This window comes from Acidovorax sp. HMWF029, from assembly GCF_003060895.1.
Classification (GTDB): Bacteria; Pseudomonadota; Gammaproteobacteria; order Burkholderiales; family Burkholderiaceae_C; genus Acidovorax.
In genome coordinates this window covers 1,760-22,559 of sequence record NZ_QAIH01000155.1, presented here as the reverse complement: position 1 = coordinate 22,559, position 20,800 = coordinate 1,760, and the positions used below count along the sequence as shown (strand labels likewise).

Sequence of the window (20,800 nt, the reverse complement as noted above, 5' to 3'; positions counted from 1 at the left end):
CGACATGGGTTACTGGTTTGCGGCCTATGTACCCGCAGGAACGTCCGCGCCGGTGGTGGCGCGCCTCAACGAGCTGCTGACCGCCGCTACCAAGAGCGCTGCGGCGAAGAGCTTCTTCGAGAACGCAGGCTCCGAAGCCTGGACCACCACGCCCGATGAGCTCTCTAAGTTCCAGGCTGCGGAGACGCAGAAGTGGGGCAAGGTGATCAAGGCGGCGGGGATTGAGGCGGAGTAAGCCGCAGGCCCGGTAGCGGCGCTGGCAACACGCGCCACCCCGGTCTTCACTCCCTCTCCCCTCGCGGGAGAGGGCAGGGGGAGAGGGGGGCTCTTCTTCCGCGCGCCGCGCCCCATGCTTCCCCCTCTCCCCAACCCTCTCCCACCAGGGGAGAGGGAGTGTCAGTGTGCTCTCAAAGGGTTGTGAAAATCGAGCCAAATGGGCCCTGCCGCCTGATGGACAAGCGCTAGAAGCTATCAAATTTGTAGTAATTCAGCCAAGGCGACCATCCCTCACCACGGCACCCCCGCAAACCGCTCCACCAAAAAATCCAGCAACGCCCGCACCGCTGGTGACAAATGCCTGCGCGACGGGTACAGCGCATAGATCGTCATCACCGGCAAGTCCCACCCCGGCAGCACCGCCTGCAGCTCGCCGCTGTCCAGGTAGGGGTTGACCAGATAGGTCGGCTGCATCGCAATGCCGCCGCCCGCCAGCGCTGCGCGCATCAGCGTGGTGGCCTCGTTGGCGCTGAAATGGCCACTCACGCCCACGCGTTCCACCGTGTCGCCGCGCGTCAGCTGCCACACGCTTTTGCCAAAGTTGGCGTAGCTCAGGCAGCGGTGCTGCGCCAGGTCGGCGGGCTGCTGTGGCACGCCGTGGGCGTCCAAGTAGGCGGGCGATGCCACCAGTGCCGAATCACACCGCGCCAGTGGCCGGCCGATGAGCAGCGGGTCGGGCTCGGCGCTGATGCGGATGGCCAGGTCGATGCGCTTTTCCACCAGGTTCAGCGAGCCCTCGCTCGCGTCCAGGTCGATCTTGAGCTCTTGGTGCAGCGCCAGAAAGTCCGCAATCGCTGCGCCCATCTGCGCAAATGCAAACGACACGCTGCAGGTCAGTCGCAATTGCCCGCGCAATGCGCCCTCAGTGGTGGTGGCGGTTTCTTCTTCCAGGTCTTGCGACAGCGCCAGCATCTGCTGGCAACGGCGCAGCGCGTGCTCGCCCGCGTCGGTCAGCGTCACGCTGCGGGTGGTGCGCTGCAGCAGCCGCGCCTGCAGCCACTGCTCCATCTCACCCACATAGCGCGTGACCATGGCACGCGACATATCGAGCTTGTCGGCGGTGGCGCTGAAGCTGCCGCTGGTGGCGACTTCGGCAAACACATGCATGGCGGTCAGGCGGTCCATAGGGGGTTATTTGATCGATTTTTGAAACAAATATGCGCGAATTATCGGGTTTATTAGACCGATTTGAGCAAATAAACTTCATTCCGTCATCTGCACAACCTCTCAAAACCCTGGAGAAACCCCCATGTTCCGCACCACCCTCATTGCCGCCACCCTTGCTGTTGCCTTTACCGGCGCCCAGGCCGCCCAGCCCCTGCAGGTCAAGGTCTACAACGCCGACGGCAACAGCTTCAACGTCAACTCCACGCTGGTCTATGGCGAGAAGGAAGCCATGGTCATCGACGCCGGCTTTACCCGTGCCGACGCGCTGCGCATTGCCGCCAACGTGCTCGACAGCGGCAAAGAGCTGAAAACCATCTACGTGAGCCAGGCCGACCCCGACTATTACTTTGGCGTGGAAACGCTGAAAGAGATCTTCCCCAAGGCCGACGTGGTGACCACGCCCGCCGTGCTGGAGAAGATCAACGCCAAGCTCGCCACCAAGCTCTCGTTCTGGGGCCCCAAGATGGGCGCCAACGCGCCGCGCACGCCCGTGCTGCCCAAGGCCATCGCGGGCAACACGCTGAGCGTGGACGGCCAGACCGTCGAGATCCGTGGCACCACCGGCCTGCTGGCGCACCGCCCATATGCGTGGATTCCGTCCATCAAGGCTATCGTGGGCAACATTGGCGTTGTGGGCACCAACACCCATGTGTGGACGGCCGACACGCAAACGGTGGCCGAGCGCAGCGCCTGGGTGGCCCAGCTCGACGAAATGGCCGCGTTGCAGCCCACGGTGGTGGTGCCCGGCCACATGCCCGCCGGTGGCAAGCTGGACGCTGCCAACATCAGCTACACCAAGGGCTACCTGCAAGCGTTTGAAAAGAACGCCGCCGCCACCAAGACCAGCGCTGAACTCATCGAAGCGATGAAAAAGGCCTACCCCGCAGCGCCCATGGGCCTGTCGCTGGACATCGGCGCCAAGGTCAACAAGGGCGAGATGAAGTGGTGAGATGACGTGTTGAGAGCCGTCAAAGCAAGTTGTTGAAAGAAAGGAACCAGATCGTGACCGCTACACACCCGCTCCAGCAAGTCCTGCAGCACCTGCACGCCGGGCGCTGGAACGCGGCGCACGATCTGGTGCAGCACGACGGCTCCATGCTCGCTGCGTGGCTGCACGGCATCCTGCACCTGCAAGAGGGTGACCTGGAAGATGCCGAAAACTGGTACGACCGCGCCGCCCGCCACTTCCGCAGCCGGGGCACGCTGGCCGACGAAATTGCGGCGTTTGAAGCCGCGCTGGCAGCAACCGCTGCACCAGCAGCGGCACCGTTCACATCCACACCGCCTGACTTTGTAGAGAGATCCTGACCTATGACCGCCATGCCCACCATCAAGGTGACCTACCTGTTTGACCCCCTGTGCGGCTGGTGTTATGCCGCCGCGCCTGCGCTCAAGTTCCTGCAAGCGCAGGAGGGTGTCGCGGTGGTGCTGGCCCCCACCGGCCTGTTCGCAGGCGCAGGCGCGCGGCCCATGGACGCGCAATTTGCCACCTACGCCTGGGCCAACGACCAGCGCATCCAGCAGCTCACCGGCCAGCCGTTCACACAGGCCTACCGCGACCAGATCCTTGGCGCAGCCAACGGCCGCTTTGACTCCGGCCCCGCCACGCTGGCCCTCACAGCCGTGGCGCAGATAGCACCCGAGCGCGAGCTGGACGCGCTGCATGCCCTGCAGCACGCCCGCTATGTGGATGGCCGCGACAATACCGACCCCGCCGTGATCGCCGAAGTGCTGCGCGCCCTGGGCCTGCAACAAGCCGCCGCCCTGGCCTTGTCGCCAGACACCGCCTTGCAGCGCGTCACCGCCGAATGCACCGCCACCGCCCAGGCCACGCTGCGCGCTGTGGGTGCACGCGGCGTGCCGCAGTTGGTGGTCACGGGGCAGGGCGGGGCGCTGCGGCTGCTGGGTGGCGATGCACTGCTGGGGCCGCGCGAGCAGTTGCTGGCGCTGGTGCGGGCGGCAGCTGCGGATTGAATGCAGCGGAAGTGCGCCGTTTTTAGACACCAAGAAGCCGTTCACGCTGAGCCTGTCGAAGCGCTGTGCAGGGCTTCGACGGGCTCAGCCAGAACGGTGTTGGGTGATTGAGGGTGGGTTCATCAAAACCCGTTCACGCTGAGCTTGTCGAAGCGCGGCGCAAGGCTTTGACGGGCTCAGCCCGAACAGGACGGAATAGGTAAAAGCCAGTCCGTATGAAGTGCCCGCTCTTTTGCTCACTCCATCGACGGATCAATCAGCACCTTGGCCCCGGTGTTGCGCGGCCCGTAAAACGCAATCGCCTCCGCGCTCAACGCTCCCGCCAGCGACACGGTGCGCGCATAGTGGCTGGCAAAGGTGGTCTTCAGCTCGGCCGCAACACGCGCGCGCAGCGCCTGGGTGGCTTCGTCGCCAATCTTCTGCAAAAACGGAAACAGCAGCCACCCGCCCATGCCCCAGGCCATGCCAAAGGTGCGGTGCACTTCGGTCGGGCGCGTGTCCAGGTGGCCGTACAGGTACACCTGCTTGTGCACGGCTGAACCATAGCGGCTGTATTCCTTGGCGGTGCGGTTGATGGCGGCCTCCATGCACTGCAGGATCTGCCCGGCCAGCGTTCCGCCGCCCGTGGCATCAAACGCAATGGTGGCGCCGGTGGTGGCCAGTGCGTCTGTCAGGTCGGCCATGAAGGTGGGCGCACTGCTGTCGCACACATGCTGCGCGCCCAGCCCGCGCAGCAGCGCCGCCTGCTCGGGCTTGCGCACGATGTTGACCAGGCCGATGCCGTCCTTCTGGCACACCTTGTTCAGCATCTGACCCAGGTTGCTGGCCGCAGCGGTGTGCACCAGCGCGGTGTGGCCCTCGCGCTTCATCGTCTCGACCATGCTCAGGGCCGTGAGCGGGTTCACAAAACACGACGCGCCCTCGGCCGCTGTCGTGCCCTCGGGCAGCGGCAGGCACTGCGCCGCAGGCATGGCGCGGTATTGCGAGTACATGGCGCCGCCAATCACTGCCACCGTGCGCCCCAGCAGCGCCTGCGCGGCGGGCGATGCACCAGCGGCCACCACCAGGCCTGCGCCCTCGTTGCCCACTGGCATGCTCTGGCCCAGGCGTGCGGCCATGTTGGGCATGGCGCGCTCGGGGATGCGCGCCGTGGCCACCGGCCGGTCGGCCGTGCCCGTGACCTGCACGGTAGACAAATCGGCCGGGCCCAGCAGCAGGCCGATGTCTGACGGGTTGATGGGCGTGGCCTGCACCTGGATCAGCACCTCATCGGGCCCCGGCTTGGGCACGGGCGTGGGCTCCAGGCTGATCTGCAGCGTGCCGTCGGGCTGTACGAGGGAGCGCAGTTGCAATGCGGTGGTGGGGATGGTGGTGGTCATGAATGCCTTTCGAGAGGAAAGAGGGCGCGCCTTGTGTTCCACAGCGCGGCCCGGTGCCAAGCATTAGAACGTGACTGCGCAGCAAACACCGTCGCGCAAGTGCCTTGTGGCTGCAGGGTTGGCCTGTGTGTGCCTGCGGGCTCAACCCCCCAGCGTCCGCACCACCTGCTCATACATTGCATTCACCGCCGGTGAGCGCTGCGACACCTTGCTGCGCAACACCGCCACATGCATGGAATCCAGCGGCGGCAGGTCAAACTCTGCAGGCAGGTTCTGCAAGATTTGCAGGTGGGGCGGCACACTGCATCGCGTGAGCACCGCCACTGCCAGGCCGCTTTCCACGGCGGCCAGCTGGCCCGCCAAGCTGGGGCTGTGGTACACGAGGTGGTAGCCGCGCCGCCGTGTGGCCAGCGCGGCCAGGGTGGCCTGCCGCGCCATGCTGGTGGATTCGTACACCGCAATCGGCAGCGGGTCGCGCCGCCACACCTCAAACTGCGGCGAACCCACCCACACCAGCGGCTCGTCAAACAGAAAGCGCCCGCGCTGCGGCTTGTCTTGCGAGACCAGCGCCAGGTCCAGCTCGCCCCGCGTGATGCGCGGGATCAGCGAGGTGGACTGCTCGCAGGTCAGCTCAATCTCCACCCCCTGGTAGCGGTGCGCAAAGCTGCGCAACACCGGCGTGAGGTAGGCGCTGGCGTAGTCGTCCGGCACACCCAGCCGCACACGGCCTGCCAGCTTGGGGCCAAACAGCGCCGCGTGTGCCTCGGCCTGCAAATCAAGCACACGGCGCGCATACGACAGCAGCTCGGCCCCCGCAGGCGTTACCTCCAGGTGGCGCGGCCCGCGCAGCAGCACCGGGCGGCCCAGGGCCGTCTCCAGCTTCTTGATCTGCATGCTCACGGCCGATTGCGAGCGATGCACCAGCGGCGCCGCGCCCGAGAGTGAGCCCGCATCCACCACCGCCACAAAGGCGCGCAGCCAGTCGATCTGGAAGTCCGGGTAGTTCATGGGCGGTTTGCTTTGAATTCGTTTATCGAATGGTAACCGTTTGATTTATCCGTTTTACAGAGTGGCTAGAAAACCGGAGCATATGCAGCATGAGCCACTCCCCATCCCACACCGCCGCATCGCCATCGCTTGCCAGCACACCGCAACCCGCCAATGCCCCCACCCGCGAGCGCGACGGCCAGTGGCTGCTGATTGCCGGTGGCGTGCTGCTGGGCACCATCGGTGTGTTTGTGGAAGAGGCGGGCCAGCACCCGCTGGTCACTGTGTGGTTTCGCTGCGCATTTGGCGCCATGGCGCTGCTGGCGTGGTGCTTGGCCACCGGCCGGGGGCGTGAGCTGGTACTGAACGGCCGCGCCCGCTGGGTGGCCTGTGCCTCGGGCGTGCTCATGGTGCTGAACTGGGCGCTGTTCTTCGCGGCCATCCCGCGCACCTCCATCGCCGTTGCCACGGTCATCTTTCACATCCAGCCCATCTGGGTCATTGTGTTTGGCGCGCTGTTTCTGCGAGCGGCCATCTCGCCCATCCAGTGGCTGGCCACCCTGGCCGCGCTGGCAGGCCTGGTGCTGACCACCGGGCTGCTCGACGGCACAGCCGCTGCCGCCGCCGCAAGCAACAGCAGCCAAGGCTACCTGGCCGGTGTGCTGATGTGCCTGGGCGGCTCGCTCTGCTATGCGGGCGTCACGCTGCTCGCCAACACACAAAAGGCCATCAGCCCCTACGCCATGGCGCTGTGGCAGTGCCTGGTGGGCGCAGTGGCGCTGGCCTGGGCCCCCTGGGCGGTGGGCTGGCCGCCGCTGGGCGCCGCCTGGGGCTGGCTGCTGGGCTTGGGCGTGCTGCACACGGGGCTGGCCTATGTGGTGCTGTTTGCGGGCATGGCACGCCTGGGGCTGGGGCGCATTGCGGTGCTGCAGTTTGTGTACCCGCTGACCGCCGTGCTGGTGGACTGGGCCGTGTATGGCCGCACGCTCAGCCCCGTGCAACTGGCGGGTGTGGGGCTGATGGCGGCAGCGCTGTGGACGTTGCGGCGGCCGGGCAAGGCCGCCGCCAGCGCGGGTTGATCTGCCCGGCCTTCGTCACAGCGGGTGATCTTTCAGCGGCACGAACACCACCGTGTGCGCCTCGCACTCAGCCTGGTCTGGTGGTTGCCACAGGTCGCTGGCCAGCTCAAAAATGCGAGGCGGCACCACCATGGAAAACGTCTCGCCCCTTTCGGTATTGCGCTGATTCACACGCGCACGGCGCAGCTCACGCGGGGCGTCCAGCACGTACACCGTCATGGCTTCGGCCCAATGCCCCATGCGGGTATAGAACGCATCCCGCTCCTGCTGCTGGATGAGGCCAATCTCCAGCACGACATCGGTGCCAGCGTGCAAAACGGCTTCGGCAGTTTTCCAGATCTGCGAGAGGCAGCGCTGAGTGCGCGCGATGTACCAGGCCATCACATCGGCGCCAGGCAGGTCCGGCCGGTCGGGCGAGAACAGCGTGGCCATCCAGTCGTCCAGGTTCAGCGGCACGGCGCTGTGCTGCTGTACCAATTGGCGGGCAAAGGTGGACTTGCCGGCGCCTGCGGGGCCGATGACCAGGTGAATGCGAGGGGCGGTGCGCGCAACGGCTGCGGGGGCTGTGTGGTTTGACGTGGTGTGCATGAGAAAGGGCTCCAAAAATGCAAAAAAGCCCTCCCTGCAAGCAGAGAGAGCTTTCTATACGACGGACGAAAAAAAGCCCTCGACGGTGGCGGAGGGCTTTGCGGTTCGCGCCGACCCAAAAGGTCAAACGCGATGAGGCAGTGTAGGTGCCTGCTGCGGGCTGCGTCAACCCATCGGTCGGGCGGTGTGGCGAATGCCGAACTGCGCTCAGGGCGCCTTGCCCGCCGCCAGATGTTGCTGGAAGAACCCCACCACCTTCGCATTGAACCCCTGGTGAAACGCCACCCGGTCAAACCCCGGCGCATCGCGGCAAATCTCCGGCGCTACCTCGGCCAGCGCGGGCGGGCAGGGCGCCAGAAAGGCATAGTGCTCCGCGTTGGCGGCCACATGCCAGTCGGGTGCGCGGGGCAAGCCCTGGCGCAGCACTTCCACGCTTTGCAGCGTCACACCGCTGCCACCCAATGCCGAGGCCCACAGCTGCACCGGCACGCCGACCTGCCCCAGCCCCTTGGCATCGAACACGCTCAGCGGGTCCACGATGACCGCAGCCCTGATGCGCGCGTCCGGCGCTGGTGTGGCGGGGATCTCATTGCGCCGAATTTCGCCACACAGGGGCCGCATGGACAGCGGCGGGCACAGGTCTGGGCGCAGCGTCCAGTCTGGCTTGGCACCGATGGCCACCAGCCCCGTGTAGCCGCCGCGCGAATAGCCAAAAAAGCCCACCTTGCCCGCGTCCAGCTGCGCGCGCTGGGGCCATGTGCCCAGCATGTAGTCCGTCAGCCGACTCATATCCACCGGCCTCGTTGCAAAGGCCGACAGGTGGCCCTGGCGGCTCAGGTCCTGAAAGTTGTCGCCCGGGTGGTTGATGGCGGCCACCACATAGCCTGCGTCGGCCAGTGCGGCGGCAGTGTCGTGGTGCCCCAGGGCCGATCCGCCCGCGCCATGCGACACCACCACCAGCGGCAAGCCCTGGCCAGCCACGGCGCAGTCGCGCGTGCCTTGCAGCACCAGCGGCGCCAGGTCAATGCGGCCCGGCGGCGTGCTGCAAGGCGACCACACGGCGCCACGCAGCGCAGGCCCCTTCTTGTCCGCAGGCACCTCAATGAATGCAAAGCCCGCCGCCTGGGCCAAGATGGCGGCGTACCCTAGCGCTGCGGCCAACAGCAAACGAATACCCAGGCCTGAGCGTGAAGTAAAACGCGCGCGAACGCGCAAGCGATGCAGCGATGAAAAGGTCATGGTGATGTGCTGGCGCAGTTGTGAACCACGGAGGCTTTGCCTGCCGAGTGTGCCGCAGCTTGGGCGCCAGGGCTTCACCGATCAGCAAATCTGTTTACCCAGCCATCAGGGTGCAGCAAAACCCACCCAATGCTGGGCATTGGTGCTATGTAATCAATAGCTTCCAGCGCTTTCTGGAAGCGCGGAGAACGCCAATTTGATGCGAAATTTTTTCAGCCACCGCGGCTGCAGTGGCCTCTGCGGAGGCACCCGCCGCAACGTGCCCGGCTACGGTGGCCTGTTGCCCATGGTCCGCATTCTGTTGGCCGAACGCGTGCCCGCACACGGCTGCGTTCTGATGGTGGGCGTGGGCGGTGGGTAGGAGTCTGTCGGGTTTGGAGCGTCGGTAGCACAAACCGAAGGTCTTAAAAGAATGGCCCCCAGCGATGATCGTTTTTGCTTTGCTCCCATCGCGATAGCCCAGCCACGGTGTAAGAAAGACACTGAAAAATGGACCGCTGCGGCCAAGTGGTGGTCGGCGATTCCTGGTCCCTGAGACGTTGAAAGCTGGAAGGCTTGGCGCTGGCGATCCCCTGCAGGCGCTTCGACGGCGTGGGCCTGATTCGACCGATGTCGAATTGGGCGGCGCAGCGGCTGCAGAGCTCTGGCGTGTCTGAGGACCGCGTGGCGCGGCACCGCGACCTTCTTCAGAGCGCACCAGCCGGGCCGTTTGAACTCCAGGGCCTGCGCTGCTGGGGCTGTTCTGGGCGCGCACTGTCAAGCACTTCAATCCGAATCCCATCCCAACGCTTGCGTGCGCTATCTCGACGAGCACGCTTGCCGCAGTTTTGCGCCTTGGTTTTCAAGGCAAAGGGCTGGCGCTGGCAACTTCTTGGAAGTCCTTGTCACTGCGATAGATAAAAGTTATCGAAACTCCCGGGTAATTGTTTGTTTTTGTTGCTGTTGTGTCACTAATACATACGCACTATGGCCACGAAAGTCTGCATGCGCGATGCTTCCGCATCTTTTTTTGAAGACCTATGCCAAGTCGAATTGTTCGTTAAGCCATTGATTTGAATCATTAAATCAATGGCTTTTTTGTTCCGCGGGATTGCCGTTTTTCGGCGCCTTTGTGAGCGATCGAGCGCGGTTGCTGGGGGTTGAACAGTCCGTTCGCCGAGACCGTTTTTGATTTGTTAATTTTTGTTACGTTTAGTAATCTTCGCGCTCACTCTTTTTCAACGCTTGAGGAAATCATGCGATCACTTCTCTCCGTCTTGCCTGCTCGGCGCGCACATTGTTCTCCCGGTTCCCGAGTGATGCAGGGTGGTTTTACCCTTGTGGAGTTGGCCGTTGTGCTGGCAGTCATCGGCCTGATCATCGGCGCGGTTGCCATCGGCAAAGACGTGCAGCGCAACGCCGAGTACACCAAGGTCAAAAACAAGTTCATCGACCAGTGGGAGCAGGCCTACAACCAGTACTACCAGCGCACGGGTGTGGTGGTGGGTGACAGTCAGACGGCTCCGCGCATCATGGTGAACGGGACTGGGTACGTGGCAGCGGCCGGAGCGCCCACGTCGGGAGGCGACATGGCAACGCTGGTTGCGGTCGGCTCCGAGCCGCTCCCCGTTTGCGCTCGCAATCCTGAGGCGGGAGCCATGCGCTCTGACAGCCCCTTCACCGTGAACGTCAATGACCTTCGTGCCCACATGACACGAGCGGGTATCCGCATGCCACCGGGTCGTGCCGAGGGTCAGGAGGACCTCTACGTCTACACCGATACCAACGGCTCTCCGCAGGAAATCCAGGTGTGCTTCCAGTGGAATCGACCAACGACGCCTGAAGGTGCAGGCAACGTCATGGTCATAGCTGGCTTGACCCCTGACTTGGCTCGCATGCTGGATCAGATGATCGACGGCAAACCCGATGCGCAAGAGGGTCGCTTCCGTCTGCGGAACGTGGCCAACGGGACGCCCAATGGACCCGGTGTTGAATGGTCGGCCAACAACTCTTATGGCCGCGGCGCTACAGCAACTACAGCCACTGGCGCGGGTAACACCCGTGACGAAGAGCAGGTCATCACCCTGACCGCCATCTACAAGATGAACCAGTAATCAGGGCGAGGGAAACAACATCATGAACCACGTATTCAAGAACCTGACCCGTCGCCCGCGCTCTGTGCGTCAGCAGGGTTTTACGCTCGTCGAACTGGCTGTTGTGCTGGCGGTCATCGGTCTCATCATTGGCGCAGTGGCCATTGGCAAGGACGTGCAGCGCAACGCCGAGTACACCAAGGTCAAAAACAAGTTCATCGACCAGTGGGAGCAGGCGTACAACCAGTACTACCAGCGCAATGGCGTTGTGCTTGGGGACAGCCAGACGGCGCCCCAAAACATGGTGAATGGCGAACGATTTCTGGCCGCTGGAACACGATCTGGGCGCGATATGACCGGTGTTACGCCACCCAATGCCATTTGCCGCGCTGCAGCAGGTCAGGGCATGACGCGAGGATTCACCGCCGGTACAGACCCTGATCTGCGTGCGCTCATGACACGCGCTGGTATCCGTATGCCACCGGGTCGTGCGGAAGGTCTGGAGGATCGTTATGTCTACCTGGATTCCAACGGTAACCCACAAGAAGTGCAGGTGTGCTTCCAGTGGAACGTGCCGCTAGGCAACGGCTCTGCGGCCAATGCAGTGGGTGATGGCGCAGGTAACGTGATGGTCATCACCGGGCTGACGCCTGATCTGGCACGCGCGCTGGACCAAATGATCGACGGCAAGCCTGATGAGCGTGAAGGCCGCTTCCGTCGCCAGGGTGTGCTGAACAACGCTGGCGGCACCAATCCCAATGAGCCGGGGCAGGAGTGGCAAGCCACCAACCGCGATCAGATCGGTACGAACAACAACCGTGCTTTTGACGAAGACCAGATCGCCATCGTCACGGCCATCTACCGCATGAATCAGTGATGTGGCGCGAGCCCTTCAATCACTGACTCTTTACACAACTTATTCCCCTCGTCGGAGGTTTCAATGACAAAAATGCACTCATTTCGCAGGTTGGGCCGCAAGGTCCAGCAAGGTTTCACACTGGTCGAACTGGCCATTGTGCTGGCCGTAATCGGCCTGATCATCGGTGCTGTGGCCATTGCCAAGGATGTTCAGCGAAATGCTGAGTACCAGAAGGCGGTCAACAAGTTTGCGTATCAGTGGAAGATGGCGTACGACCAGTACTACCAGCGCACCGGCGTGGTGGTGGGTGACTGCCAGCAAGCGCCGACTTACATGGTGGATGGCTCCGAGACCTCTATCAACGGTGGCAATGCCTGTACGCGAGCAGGGTCCATGGCTGTTCCCGGTATCCCTGCCAGTTTCACTGACCGTGGTCGCAAAATCTGTTCAGGCCAGGGCTATGCAGCAGACACGGTGGGCGCGGGTGACGCCACTCTGGCTTCGTTGAATCTGCGTACTTTGATGACACAGGCAGGCGTCCGCATGCCCCCTGGCCGTGGTGAGGGGCATGAAGACCGCTTCCTTTACATCGATTCCAACGGCAATCCTGCAGAGCTGCAAGTGTGCTTCCAGTTCAACAATGCGGGCGTTGCAAGTGGTGCAGGCAACGTGATGGTGATCCGCGGCCTGACGCCAGACCTAGCAAGGTTCATGGATCAAGTGATCGACGGCAAGCCTGACTCGCGCGAGGGTCGGTTCCGCATCCAGGGCCGTCCGCAGCAGACTGCGTCGACCGACGCCAATGCCCCAGGCAATCAGTGGGAGGCTAACAACACGCAAGGCGTTGCCATCAATGTCGGTAGCGGCAACAGCACGCAAATGAACAACAGCGACGCGCGCTCGGCCGTGGTCAACACAGCGGGCAATGCGGGGGGCACTACTGCCGGCCGTACCTTTGACGAGGACCAGGTCATCTTGCTGACCGCCCACTGGATCATGGAGCAGTAATTGAACGGCACCCGTACGCTCAAGCTGGCCTGCCTGGCCCTGGCCACTGCCGTTCTTGGCGGTGGGGCCTGGTTGGCGCAACGCGGTCTCAAGCAACTGGCTTGGGAGCGTCAGCAATTCGCTCAGTTGCAGCAGGGGCTCGAAAGCGCCCGCAGTCTTGTGCCTGAAGTGCAGCGGCGCGAGCAACTGGTGCGTTCTATCAAAGATGTGTCGCAGCAGGTGGAGCGTATGGGCTTTGACCCATCCCAATGGGGCGAGCGCCGGTTGCGCCGGGCCGTGGCTCCGGCCACGCGGGTCGAGGCTGCCCAGTTTCTGGGTGAGCTGGGCCGTGGCGGCGCGGGGCAGATTTTCGTGGCCGATGTGTTTGAGATCGGGACCGTGTCGCCTGAGGCCAGCCTGTTTCAGCCGCCGCTGCCTGGTGACCAAGGGCTTTTGCTTGGGGTCACGGGCACGCTGCATTTTCAGACAGCGGCCGCTTCTCCATCGCCGAAGGTGACCCCATGAGTGCAGAACATGTGTATCGCGTTGCCAGCTCGGGGTGGTTGCACTGCCGCGGACATCAGGTAGAAGAGGTTCCCGCTTGGCCGCGCCTGACGCACAGCGCGCTGGTGGTGCTCGACATGGACGACGTCTACACTGACGTCTGGCGTTTTGAAGGCAAGACCGATTACGCCGCCGCGCTGGTGGAAAAGAGGGTGCGCACGCAAGGCCTCGTTGAAGGCGCCGCCCATGTGGTGGTGCATCGCCTGCTCAAGTTGCCTGGTGGCTTTCAGGTGTTCTTTTCGGCCATCTCCCTGGATCTGTGGCAACGCTGCACGCAGTGGGCCAAGGAGCAGGACGACCATTGTCTGGTGATGATGGCCGGCGGCCTGCTGTGCGACGGTGTGGGCTCTGGCAGTGCGCGTATCGTGCTGACACAGCGGCGGCTTATGTGCTTTGTGCAGTCCGAAGAAGGCATGACGTTTGGCTCTACCCAAGCGCTGGGATCTGGGCCTTCAGCCATGGCCAGCGCGGCCCAGGTGTTGACCAGCAATCACAGTGCTTTGCTGACGCGCCTGGGTGCCGATGCGATCGAGTGGGGCACTTTGTGGTCCGCGCAACCGGCAGACGTAGAGACTTGCTTGGCGGCTGTGCGCAGTGTGGCAGGCGGCGCGCCTGTGGTGTTGCATGCGCAAGAGATGGTACTGGCGGCTGACAGGGTGCATACGGTCATGCCAACGCTGGCGCGCAAGGCGGCTGGCCGTCATGCGCTGAATCCGGGTCTAGAACGGGTTGCATGGCGTGCCGAGCGCTGGGTCGCTCCGATCACTGTGGTGACGGCACTGGTAGGTGTCGTGCTGGCAATTTCAGGTGTTCTGGTTGGTCAACTGGCTGATCAGCAACGCGACGCAGGCTTGAGTCAGCGCGCCGAGCTGGAGGCGCTGCAAAGCCGCATTCAGGCGGTGTCGTCGGTCGACGCTCCGCAGAAGCTGTTGCCAGTGGCCGAGTTCTCCCGCACGCTGGATGAAGGTGCGCGCCACGATCCAGTGGCGTTCATGGCCGTGTTGAAGGCCGCATCCAGCAAAGACATTCGGATTCAGCGGGTGCGCTTGGAGACGACGAACTCGTTGGGCAGTGCACAACCGAGCAGAAAAGCCTTTCGTGTGGACGGAGCGGTCGCGCCCGGAGCCTCTGCTTCTGTGACGCGCTGGGTGTCGCAGATGGCCGCAGCTGGCTGGACACTCAAGGCCGTGGATCCCACCTTCACACTGCCAGGTTCTTTCTCGTATGAGCTGGTGGCCAACGCCGCAGCACCAGGAAATGTGAAACCATGAAATACGCGGCTTTACTTCTCAACGGACTCGCCATTCTTTTGCTCGGCTGGGGGCTTTATGGCGTGTTTCAGCTCACCCAGGCGCGTACGCCGTCGATGCGCCCCATGACCGTGGAGTTGGCGCCTTTGCCTGCCGCGTTGCGCACCGATCAGGCACGGGTGACCGAAGCCTTTGGGGCCATGTCACGCATTCAGGCCCAGACGACGACAGCTGGCACCGATCCGCAGCGCCTGATTGCACTTCCCGTACCGGGCTCCGATGTAGTAGGCAGTGTGCAGATGCCGCGCCGCTCGTTGTCGCTGCATTTGGATGATCTGGCATCTGAACGGCAGTCGGTCGTGATTGACGGCCAGTTGGCCCGCCAAGGTGCCCGGCTGGATGGGGGTGGGCGCGTGGTGCAGGTTCGCCCGAGTGAGGCTGTGGTCACTGAACGTCTGGGTCGTCAGACGCTGACACTGCCTCAAAGCGACCTGCGGGTGGGCACGTTGCGTTGGCCGGATGGCTCGTTGGCGAGCATCAATACCCAAGAGTTCCGCACTGGTCTGCCAGGCGGGCAACCCGGTCCCATTAAGAGCTTGCCATGATCACGAAGGCCCGCTGGCAGCAGGCAGCCAGTGTTGACGTACGGTTCGATGAGCACCTTGCGTTGCGTGCTCCCGTCGGCCTCTCCTCATGACCAATTCAAGAAAACACGCAAGTAGCGCCAAGGACAGCGACATGAACAATCCTCCTTTTTTCAAGCCATTGGCGCTGGTATGTGCCGCCTTGGTGGTGGCTGGTTGCGCCAGCCCTTCGCCCCGCAGCGCCGCCAGCCTCCCACCGCCAGACACCTCGGCGGCGGACCAGATGCGCGAGCATGCAGCACAAGAAGCACAGCGCTTGTTGGTACATCAGCAGATGTTGCTGGCCGAGATCAACAAGACCGCTGCGGCACCCGTCATTGCTCCGGTGGCTCCGGTGTTCGATCCCCTGGAAGGCAAGCTGATCAACGTGGCGATGTCCAGAGCCAGCATCAGCCAGATCCTGAGCGCATTCGCTGACGCAGGAAACCTGAATCTGATCGTAGATCCCAATGTTTTGAAGGGCGGCCAGCTTGCGGACATGCACTTGCGCCAGGTGACACTGCGCGAAGGCTTCAATGAAGTGCTTCGTACCTACGATGTGGCTGGCGAGTTTCGGGGCAATACGCTGCGCGTGAACCTGACCGAGGAAAAGTTCTTCTCCCTTAACTTTCTCAATACCAAGACCAGCATCCAGATGGGTTCCGGCGGTAACGTGTTCGGCAGTACCAGCTCGGGTGGTGGCAGCGGCGGCGGTGGCGGCGGTGGTGGTGGATCGGGTGCGCAGCAGGGCAACTTGACCATGTCGGGCTCTGGTGGCGGCAGCACGGATCCGTACCAGGAGATCGAAACAGCCCTCAAGTCAGTGCTGGGAGATGCCAACCAAGACCGCTTAGCCCAGCAGCAAATGCAGCAGCAAAACCTGACGATGACGACCCCAGGTTCCTCCTCGTCTTCCTGGATTGGGAGCGGGGCGAACCCAGCCCGGCCCGCTCAGTCGCAGCAGGCACCCTTGGCCACTATGACCGAAGACAGTGGCTTTACACTGAACAAGATGACGGGCACGTTGTATGTGAAGGCTCGGCCTTCCAAGATGCGCGCTGTCGAGAAGATGCTCGCCCAGGTCCACAAGGTGTTGGGCAAGCAGGTGTATGTCGAGGCGCAGTTGATCGATGTTCAGCTGTCTGACAACTTCGAGTTTGGTGTGGACTGGACATCCTTGCGCAGTCGTTTGGCGGCAGGTTTTGGCTCTTCACCCATGCAGTTGGGCGGTAGTTCGGGCAGTTTGCCGAACGCTGGAACGGGCTACCCATCGCGTGCAATCTCCATTCCCGCTGCGCTGATCGGCAGCGTGGCTGGGCCTGCTCTGGGTGTGTCTTACCAGGGCAGCAACTACGGCATCGTGATCAACGCGCTGCGCTCTTTTGGCAACCTCAAGGTGTTGTCCAACCCCAACGTACAGGTGCGCAACGGTACCCCCGCATTGCTTTCGGTGGGTACAAGTTCGCGTTATGTATCCCAGTCTGCATCCACACAGACAGTACCTGGCGGTGGAGCTTCCACCACATCGTCCAGTGTGCAGACCGATACGGTGTTTTCGGGTGTCATGGTCGGCGTGCTTCCCATGGTGCGTGACGATGGTCGTATTGAACTGTTGCTGAACCCCATGCAGAGCGATGTCGATCCTGCCAGCCTGCAGCTGGTGGCAGTCGGTGGCTCCAACCTCGTATCGCTTCCCAAGGTGAGCTACAAGGGACTGACCACCACACTGAATGTGGGCGATGGCGACGTGGTGGTTGTGGGGGGGTTGATTGACCAGCGCAGTTCCAACAACGATCGCGGTGCACCTGGCGTGTCCGACGTGCCATTGTTGGGCAAGCTTCTCGGGAATGAAAACAAGGTGCACGGTAGCCGTGAACTGGTGATTGTCTTGCGGGTGCGTGTGCTATGAGTCTCATCCACGACGCGCTGAAATCCATGGATGCGCCTCAAGATTCCAAGCCTGCCATGGCAAGGGCTTCCAAGGCGGCTGTACGTGGCCGTTCTGCATGGCTGGATGCCTTGCTGGCTTTCGCCGTTGTATTGGGGGCTGGGATTTTGGGTTGGTTTGTCTGGCAGACCCAGATGAAACCCACAGCGCTGCCACCGCCCATGGCTGCGACACCGAGTCCCGCTCCCACTTCCTCCCCTATGGTGGTTGTGGCTCCTGTCTCGGAGGCGGCTGCGCCTGCAGCGGTTTCGCAAACTCCGGTATTGGTGGCCTCCGCTGAGCCTGCCGCAGTGCCAGCTTCTGCGATGGCTGCCGCGCCTTCCATCACGGCCCCTGCGCCTGTGGCCTTGCCAGCTCCCGCTCCGTCGGTTGTGATGGAGCCTGCCGCACCGAAACCGGTAGCAGTTGCGAGCCAACGCAACGATTCTGCTACGCCTGCGGCTCCGGCGGTGACCCGCCTGAGCTCGACGCGGCAGGCTCAGGGTACCAATCGCACCAACGCAGTTGCTGCGCCCGTCACTGCAGCGGCGGCGACGGTGGATGACACCCCTGTGGAGCTTCGTTTTGCCCGTTTCGTTGCGGCTATGAAAGAGTCCCGGACAACAGATGCAGAGCGCGAGTTGGCTGCGCTGAACGAGCGGCTGCCAGCGGGGTCTCTGGGACTTCTGCGCGCACAAGCGTGGTTTGACTTGCGTGCAGGACGAGACGCTGGTGCGGCCGATGGCTATCGTGTCATCCTGGAGCGTCTACCTGGTGATGAAGAAGCCGCGATCAATTTGGCCAGTATCCAGTCTCGCCAGCAAAGGCCGGAAGATGCACGCGCCACGCTGGATGCCGCCTTGCGCGTGCGTCCCGATTCCACTTCGCTGCGAGCCGCATTGGCACAGTTCACTCCCGCTGCGCGGCAATGACAGCCAGTTCCATCTATGCCACGTTGGGGTTGTCGCGCAACCCGTTTCCGCCTACGCCGGATGCGGGTTCGTATTTCTTCACGCCACGGCTGGAGGAGGATTTTGCGGAGATCGTGCACTGCATTGAAGCGCGCAAGGGTTTCGTTCTGCTGACGGGAGAGGTGGGGCTGGGCAAGAGCACCTTGGTACGGCGTCTGCTGGATACGCTCGGTGGCAAAAAGTGCCATTCGGCGCTGATCCTGAATACCTTTTTACAGGACAGCGCTTTGCTTTCCGCCATACAGGCGGACTTCGGCTTGGCACCGTCGGATTCGGTGGAGCAGGGGTTGGCGCGGCTGACGGAGTTCCTGATTGCAGGGCACCAAGCGGGCGAAATCAACCTGCTGGTGATCGACGATGCACAAAACCTGAGCGTGGAATCGCTGGAGTTGGTGCGACTGCTGTGCAATCTGGAAACCGGTCAGGAAAAGCTGCTGCAGATCTTGTTGGTGGGGCAGCCCGAGCTGGAGGAGACTCTGGCAACACCAGAGCTGCGCCAGCTCAAGAGCCGCATCATCAAGCACGCCCGGCTATCAGGTTTGCAGAAGGACGAAGTCACCCGCTATTTCGATTTTCGCGTCAACGCGGCTGGAGCGGAAGGGCGTCTGTCTATCGAGCCTGCCGCTACCGACTTGTTGCATCGTGCCACGCAAGGCAATCTCCGGCGCATTCATCTGGTGTTGGATCGCTGCCTGTACGGGTTGGCCAGTACGAGAGCATCAGCGGTCACTGCTGAGCTCGTTCAGCGTGCCGTATACGACTTGCCTGCTTTGGGGGACGAAGCAGTTGCGGTAGCCAAAGTGACCAGTGGCAACCACAGTCGCAAGGCGTGGGTACTGGCTGGCCTGTTGGCTGGAACCACGGCCACAGTGACACTCGCCAGTTGGGGGTTGGTGTCCCAGTCGGGTGGGCGCTCTACGCCAACGGCAGTATTGGTGGATACAAACCGCCCGTCGGAGACCGCCCGCTCGACCGCATCAGCCGAGTCTCAAGCATCGCAGTTTTCGCCCGGTTCAGTGCCCCCCGCTGCAGCAAGGGCGACCACCTCAGGAGCGATGCCGTCTCCACGTCAGACTTGTGAAAAACAGTTGCAGGCTGCCGCAGCGCCCGATGAAGTAGTGCATGTGCATCGCTTGCCTGATGGTATGGCGGATAGCCTGAAGCTCTCGCCTCGCCTGTGCCGCTTTAGTGTGGACAAGGAGTCCTGGATTGCATGGCTGGGGCGCAACAACGTACGCCAGATCGAGGCTGCCGAGCAGGCAACGCGCAAGGTGCAGGGCAAGCTCAAAAGCATGGGCTTGCTGGACAGACGTGAGCCCGATGACGGTTTTTTTGGTTCGAAGACTGGGGAGGCGTTCGCCCGCTTTCAACTGCAGCACGGCCTGCCCCCAACGGGCAAGCCTGACGAACTGACATTCTTACTTCTGGAGCATCAGGATGCATCCCCCCGCTGAATCATTGCTTGAGGCCTCGGGCCCGTTGCTGCCTGCTGACCCCATGGCCGAAGATCGCTTGGCGGTGCTGCGCGACAAGAGCCCTTCGCTGGGCGCCGCGTTGGTCAATGCGGGCCTAGTGTCGGCAGTTGCCATCGACTACGTGCTGCAAAAGCAGAAAATCGAGAAGGTGCCGATGGGCAACCTTTTGGTGGAGCTGGGTTTTGCAAGTGCCAACGAAGTTGCGCGCCAGCTCGCGGGACAGCGCGGACTTCGCTTCGTCAACGCCGACGAAATGCCAGAGCCCGACACGGCGGTGGCGGGTATCTTCAACAGATCCTTGTGTCTGACGTATGGCTTTCTCCCTGTGCGTGAAAACGAAGAAGGACTGATTGAGGTGGTGTTGGGCGACGCGCAGCCCAACACAGTGACCGAACTGGTGCAGCGCAAGCTGGGCAAGGGCTGCCATTTTTTTCAAGGCGAATTTGACAGTGTTGCCCAGGCTATTCAGCAGCACTACTACTTCGCAGAGCATCCTCCTGCACGCCTGATCGAAAGCGAGGTCCGCAAGCTGGAAGCCGACGTGGATCGAGCCTACAGTCCTGCGCGTTTGCTGGAGCACATGCTGCACTTGGCGGTGCGCGAACGGGCGACGGATATCCACTTGGCACCCACGGCGCGCAGCCGTTCGGTTTTGCTCCGTGTGGACGGAGTTTTGCGTCCCGTCTTCGCACTCTCGCCCGCTCTTGACCGCTTGGTGGTTTACGTCAAGCTGCAGGCAGACATGGACGCCAGCGAGCAGCGCCTGCCACAGGACGGAAGCTTCACAGCCCAGGTGATGGAGCACAACTTCACCATCCGTGTGTCAACGCTGATTTCCGAGTTTGGCGAACGTATGGTGCTTCGATTGCTGCCCGAACGCAGCAATCTGGACAAGTTGGCTGATCTGGGATTTCTCGAAGAGGACGTCGCCATCATGGCCAAAGCGTTCTCTCGTCCGCATGGCCTCATACTCATTACGGGGCCGACAGGCTCCGGCAAGAGCACGACGCTGCACGCGGCACTGCGAATGCAGCCCCTGATCGAGCGCAACGTGCTGACCGTGGAAGACCCGGTGGAGTACCGTGTTCCTGTCGCCTGCCAGACCGAAGTGAACCGCCGTGCCGGCTATGAGTTTGCCAATGCCATGCGGCACTTTCTGCGTCACGATCCCGACATCATCTTGGTCGGAGAGATCCGGGACTCTGAAACAGCACGCGCTGCGCTCGACGCATCGTCCACAGGTCACCTGGTGCTGTCCACACTGCACGTGGGCAGCATTTTCGGTGTAATGCCTCGCCTCAAACTGCTGGGTGTGGACACCGAAACGATTGCCGAGAACCTTGTGGCGGTGATCAACCAGCGACTTGTGCGCCGCATCTGCCC

Annotated in this window: 20 protein-coding genes; 15 read left to right on the top strand and 5 right to left on the bottom strand. The window is 62.7% G+C overall.

All coding sequences use genetic code 11. From position 1 onward, the window contains the following. On the top strand, positions 1 to 235 hold a 235-nt coding region (locus tag DBR12_RS10960), incomplete at its 5' end, for a tripartite tricarboxylate transporter substrate-binding protein (protein ID WP_255575915.1). A 272-nt stretch (positions 236 to 507) separates the two neighbouring features. On the opposite strand, the gene DBR12_RS10955 is transcribed toward DBR12_RS10960, so the two are convergent. Further along, a complete protein-coding gene (locus DBR12_RS10955) occupies positions 508 to 1,401 on the bottom strand; it encodes a LysR family transcriptional regulator (RefSeq protein ID WP_108617272.1) in 894 nt (297 codons plus the stop codon). Positions 1,402 to 1,525: 124 nt separating this feature from the next. On the opposite strand from DBR12_RS10955, the gene DBR12_RS10950 reads away from it, so the two are divergent. Genes DBR12_RS10950 through DBR12_RS10940 form a run of 3 tightly spaced genes read left to right on the top strand, consistent with a single transcriptional unit; the run spans position 1,526 to position 3,417 of the window. Beyond that, positions 1,526 to 2,392: an MBL fold metallo-hydrolase gene (locus tag DBR12_RS10950; RefSeq protein WP_108617271.1), complete on the top strand. Its 867-nt coding sequence runs from the start codon at positions 1,526 to 1,528 to the stop codon at positions 2,390 to 2,392. A 50-nt stretch (positions 2,393 to 2,442) separates the two neighbouring features. Further along, positions 2,443 to 2,751 carry a hypothetical protein gene (locus DBR12_RS10945; protein WP_108617273.1) on the top strand — a complete coding sequence of 103 codons (309 nt, stop codon included), beginning with the start codon at positions 2,443 to 2,445 and terminating at the stop codon, positions 2,749 to 2,751. A 12-nt stretch (positions 2,752 to 2,763) separates the two neighbouring features. Continuing rightward, positions 2,764 to 3,417, top strand: a complete 654-nt coding sequence (locus DBR12_RS10940; RefSeq protein WP_369861494.1) for a DsbA family protein — start codon at positions 2,764 to 2,766, stop codon at positions 3,415 to 3,417. Between the two features lie 236 nt (positions 3,418 to 3,653). Here DBR12_RS10940 and DBR12_RS10935 read toward each other — a convergent pair whose 3' ends face one another. Further along, positions 3,654 to 4,796 (bottom strand): zinc-binding dehydrogenase, encoded by a 1,143-nt coding sequence (locus DBR12_RS10935; RefSeq protein WP_108617269.1) that lies wholly within the window; start codon positions 4,794 to 4,796, stop codon positions 3,654 to 3,656. 141 nt (positions 4,797 to 4,937) lie between these two features. Continuing rightward, a complete protein-coding gene (locus DBR12_RS10930; protein WP_108617268.1) occupies positions 4,938 to 5,804 on the bottom strand; it encodes a LysR family transcriptional regulator in 867 nt (288 codons plus the stop codon). A gap of 89 nt (positions 5,805 to 5,893) precedes the next feature. On the opposite strand from DBR12_RS10930, the gene DBR12_RS10925 reads away from it, so the two are divergent. After that, positions 5,894 to 6,862, top strand: a complete 969-nt coding sequence (locus DBR12_RS10925; RefSeq protein WP_108617267.1) for a DMT family transporter — start codon at positions 5,894 to 5,896, stop codon at positions 6,860 to 6,862. Between the two features lie 15 nt (positions 6,863 to 6,877). Here the strand turns inward: DBR12_RS10925 and DBR12_RS10920 are convergent, their stop codons facing one another. After that, complete coding sequence (locus DBR12_RS10920; RefSeq protein WP_108617266.1) at positions 6,878 to 7,450, bottom strand: ATP-binding protein; 573 nt, start codon at positions 7,448 to 7,450, stop codon at positions 6,878 to 6,880. A gap of 207 nt (positions 7,451 to 7,657) precedes the next feature. Further along, positions 7,658 to 8,689, bottom strand: a complete 1,032-nt coding sequence (locus DBR12_RS10915) for a serine aminopeptidase domain-containing protein (protein WP_108617265.1) — start codon at positions 8,687 to 8,689, stop codon at positions 7,658 to 7,660. 1,235 nt (positions 8,690 to 9,924) lie between these two features. Between DBR12_RS10915 and DBR12_RS10910 the strand changes: the two genes are divergently transcribed. From DBR12_RS10910 to DBR12_RS10865, 10 genes are all read left to right on the top strand, one after another. Further along, complete coding sequence (locus DBR12_RS10910) at positions 9,925 to 10,782, top strand: type II secretion system protein (RefSeq protein ID WP_108617264.1); 858 nt, start codon at positions 9,925 to 9,927, stop codon at positions 10,780 to 10,782. Positions 10,783 to 10,804: 22 nt separating this feature from the next. Then, positions 10,805 to 11,638: a type II secretion system protein gene (locus DBR12_RS10905; RefSeq protein ID WP_108617263.1), complete on the top strand. Its 834-nt coding sequence runs from the start codon at positions 10,805 to 10,807 to the stop codon at positions 11,636 to 11,638. A gap of 72 nt (positions 11,639 to 11,710) precedes the next feature. Next, positions 11,711 to 12,628: a type II secretion system protein gene (locus DBR12_RS10900; protein ID WP_369861490.1), complete on the top strand. Its 918-nt coding sequence runs from the start codon at positions 11,711 to 11,713 to the stop codon at positions 12,626 to 12,628. Beyond that, on the top strand, positions 12,629 to 13,132 hold the full coding sequence (locus tag DBR12_RS10895; RefSeq protein ID WP_108617261.1) for a hypothetical protein: 504 nt from the start codon (positions 12,629 to 12,631) through the stop codon (positions 13,130 to 13,132). Further along, complete coding sequence (locus tag DBR12_RS10890) at positions 13,129 to 14,442, top strand: hypothetical protein (RefSeq protein ID WP_108617260.1); 1,314 nt, start codon at positions 13,129 to 13,131, stop codon at positions 14,440 to 14,442. Before DBR12_RS10895 ends, DBR12_RS10890 begins: the two co-directional genes overlap by 4 nt. Then, the gene (locus DBR12_RS10885; RefSeq protein WP_108617259.1) at positions 14,439 to 15,026 is read left to right on the top strand and encodes a hypothetical protein; all 588 of its coding nucleotides are present in this window, start codon (positions 14,439 to 14,441) and stop codon (positions 15,024 to 15,026) included. The genes DBR12_RS10890 and DBR12_RS10885 overlap by 4 nt, the downstream gene beginning before the upstream one ends. 133 nt (positions 15,027 to 15,159) lie before the next feature. After that, positions 15,160 to 16,953 (top strand): pilus (MSHA type) biogenesis protein MshL, encoded by a 1,794-nt coding sequence (gene mshL, locus DBR12_RS10880; protein ID WP_108617258.1) that lies wholly within the window; start codon positions 15,160 to 15,162, stop codon positions 16,951 to 16,953. Further along, a complete protein-coding gene (locus DBR12_RS22000) occupies positions 16,950 to 17,903 on the top strand; it encodes a tetratricopeptide repeat protein (protein WP_146185513.1) in 954 nt (317 codons plus the stop codon). The genes mshL and DBR12_RS22000 overlap by 4 nt, the downstream gene beginning before the upstream one ends. Next, a complete protein-coding gene (locus tag DBR12_RS10870) occupies positions 17,900 to 19,396 on the top strand; it encodes an ExeA family protein (RefSeq protein WP_108617256.1) in 1,497 nt (498 codons plus the stop codon). Before DBR12_RS22000 ends, DBR12_RS10870 begins: the two co-directional genes overlap by 4 nt. 64 nt (positions 19,397 to 19,460) lie before the next feature. Further along, the coding region (locus tag DBR12_RS10865; RefSeq protein ID WP_233244392.1) for a GspE/PulE family protein at positions 19,461 to 20,800 on the top strand (1,340 nt) is incomplete at its 3' end.

Coding starts and splice junctions, on each gene's coding strand:
- DBR12_RS10955 (WP_108617272.1), bottom strand. CDS start 1,401: ATGGACCGCCTGACCGCCATGCATGTGTTTGCCGAAGTCGCCACCAGC.
- DBR12_RS10915 (WP_108617265.1), bottom strand. CDS start 8,689: ATGACCTTTTCATCGCTGCATCGCTTGCGCGTTCGCGCGCGTTTTACT.
- DBR12_RS10910 (WP_108617264.1), top strand. CDS start 9,925: ATGCGATCACTTCTCTCCGTCTTGCCTGCTCGGCGCGCACATTGTTCT.
- DBR12_RS10940 (WP_369861494.1), top strand. CDS start 2,764: ATGCCCACCATCAAGGTGACCTACCTGTTTGACCCCCTGTGCGGCTGG.
- DBR12_RS22000 (WP_146185513.1), top strand. CDS start 16,950: ATGAGTCTCATCCACGACGCGCTGAAATCCATGGATGCGCCTCAAGAT.
- mshL (WP_108617258.1), top strand. CDS start 15,160: ATGAACAATCCTCCTTTTTTCAAGCCATTGGCGCTGGTATGTGCCGCC.
- DBR12_RS10930 (WP_108617268.1), bottom strand. CDS start 5,804: ATGAACTACCCGGACTTCCAGATCGACTGGCTGCGCGCCTTTGTGGCG.
- DBR12_RS10890 (WP_108617260.1), top strand. CDS start 13,129: ATGAGTGCAGAACATGTGTATCGCGTTGCCAGCTCGGGGTGGTTGCAC.
- DBR12_RS10885 (WP_108617259.1), top strand. CDS start 14,439: ATGAAATACGCGGCTTTACTTCTCAACGGACTCGCCATTCTTTTGCTC.
- DBR12_RS10925 (WP_108617267.1), top strand. CDS start 5,894: ATGAGCCACTCCCCATCCCACACCGCCGCATCGCCATCGCTTGCCAGC.
- DBR12_RS10935 (WP_108617269.1), bottom strand. CDS start 4,796: ATGACCACCACCATCCCCACCACCGCATTGCAACTGCGCTCCCTCGTA.
- DBR12_RS10950 (WP_108617271.1), top strand. CDS start 1,526: ATGTTCCGCACCACCCTCATTGCCGCCACCCTTGCTGTTGCCTTTACC.
- DBR12_RS10905 (WP_108617263.1), top strand. CDS start 10,805: ATGAACCACGTATTCAAGAACCTGACCCGTCGCCCGCGCTCTGTGCGT.
- DBR12_RS10920 (WP_108617266.1), bottom strand. CDS start 7,450: ATGCACACCACGTCAAACCACACAGCCCCCGCAGCCGTTGCGCGCACC.
- DBR12_RS10900 (WP_369861490.1), top strand. CDS start 11,711: ATGCACTCATTTCGCAGGTTGGGCCGCAAGGTCCAGCAAGGTTTCACA.
- DBR12_RS10870 (WP_108617256.1), top strand. CDS start 17,900: ATGACAGCCAGTTCCATCTATGCCACGTTGGGGTTGTCGCGCAACCCG.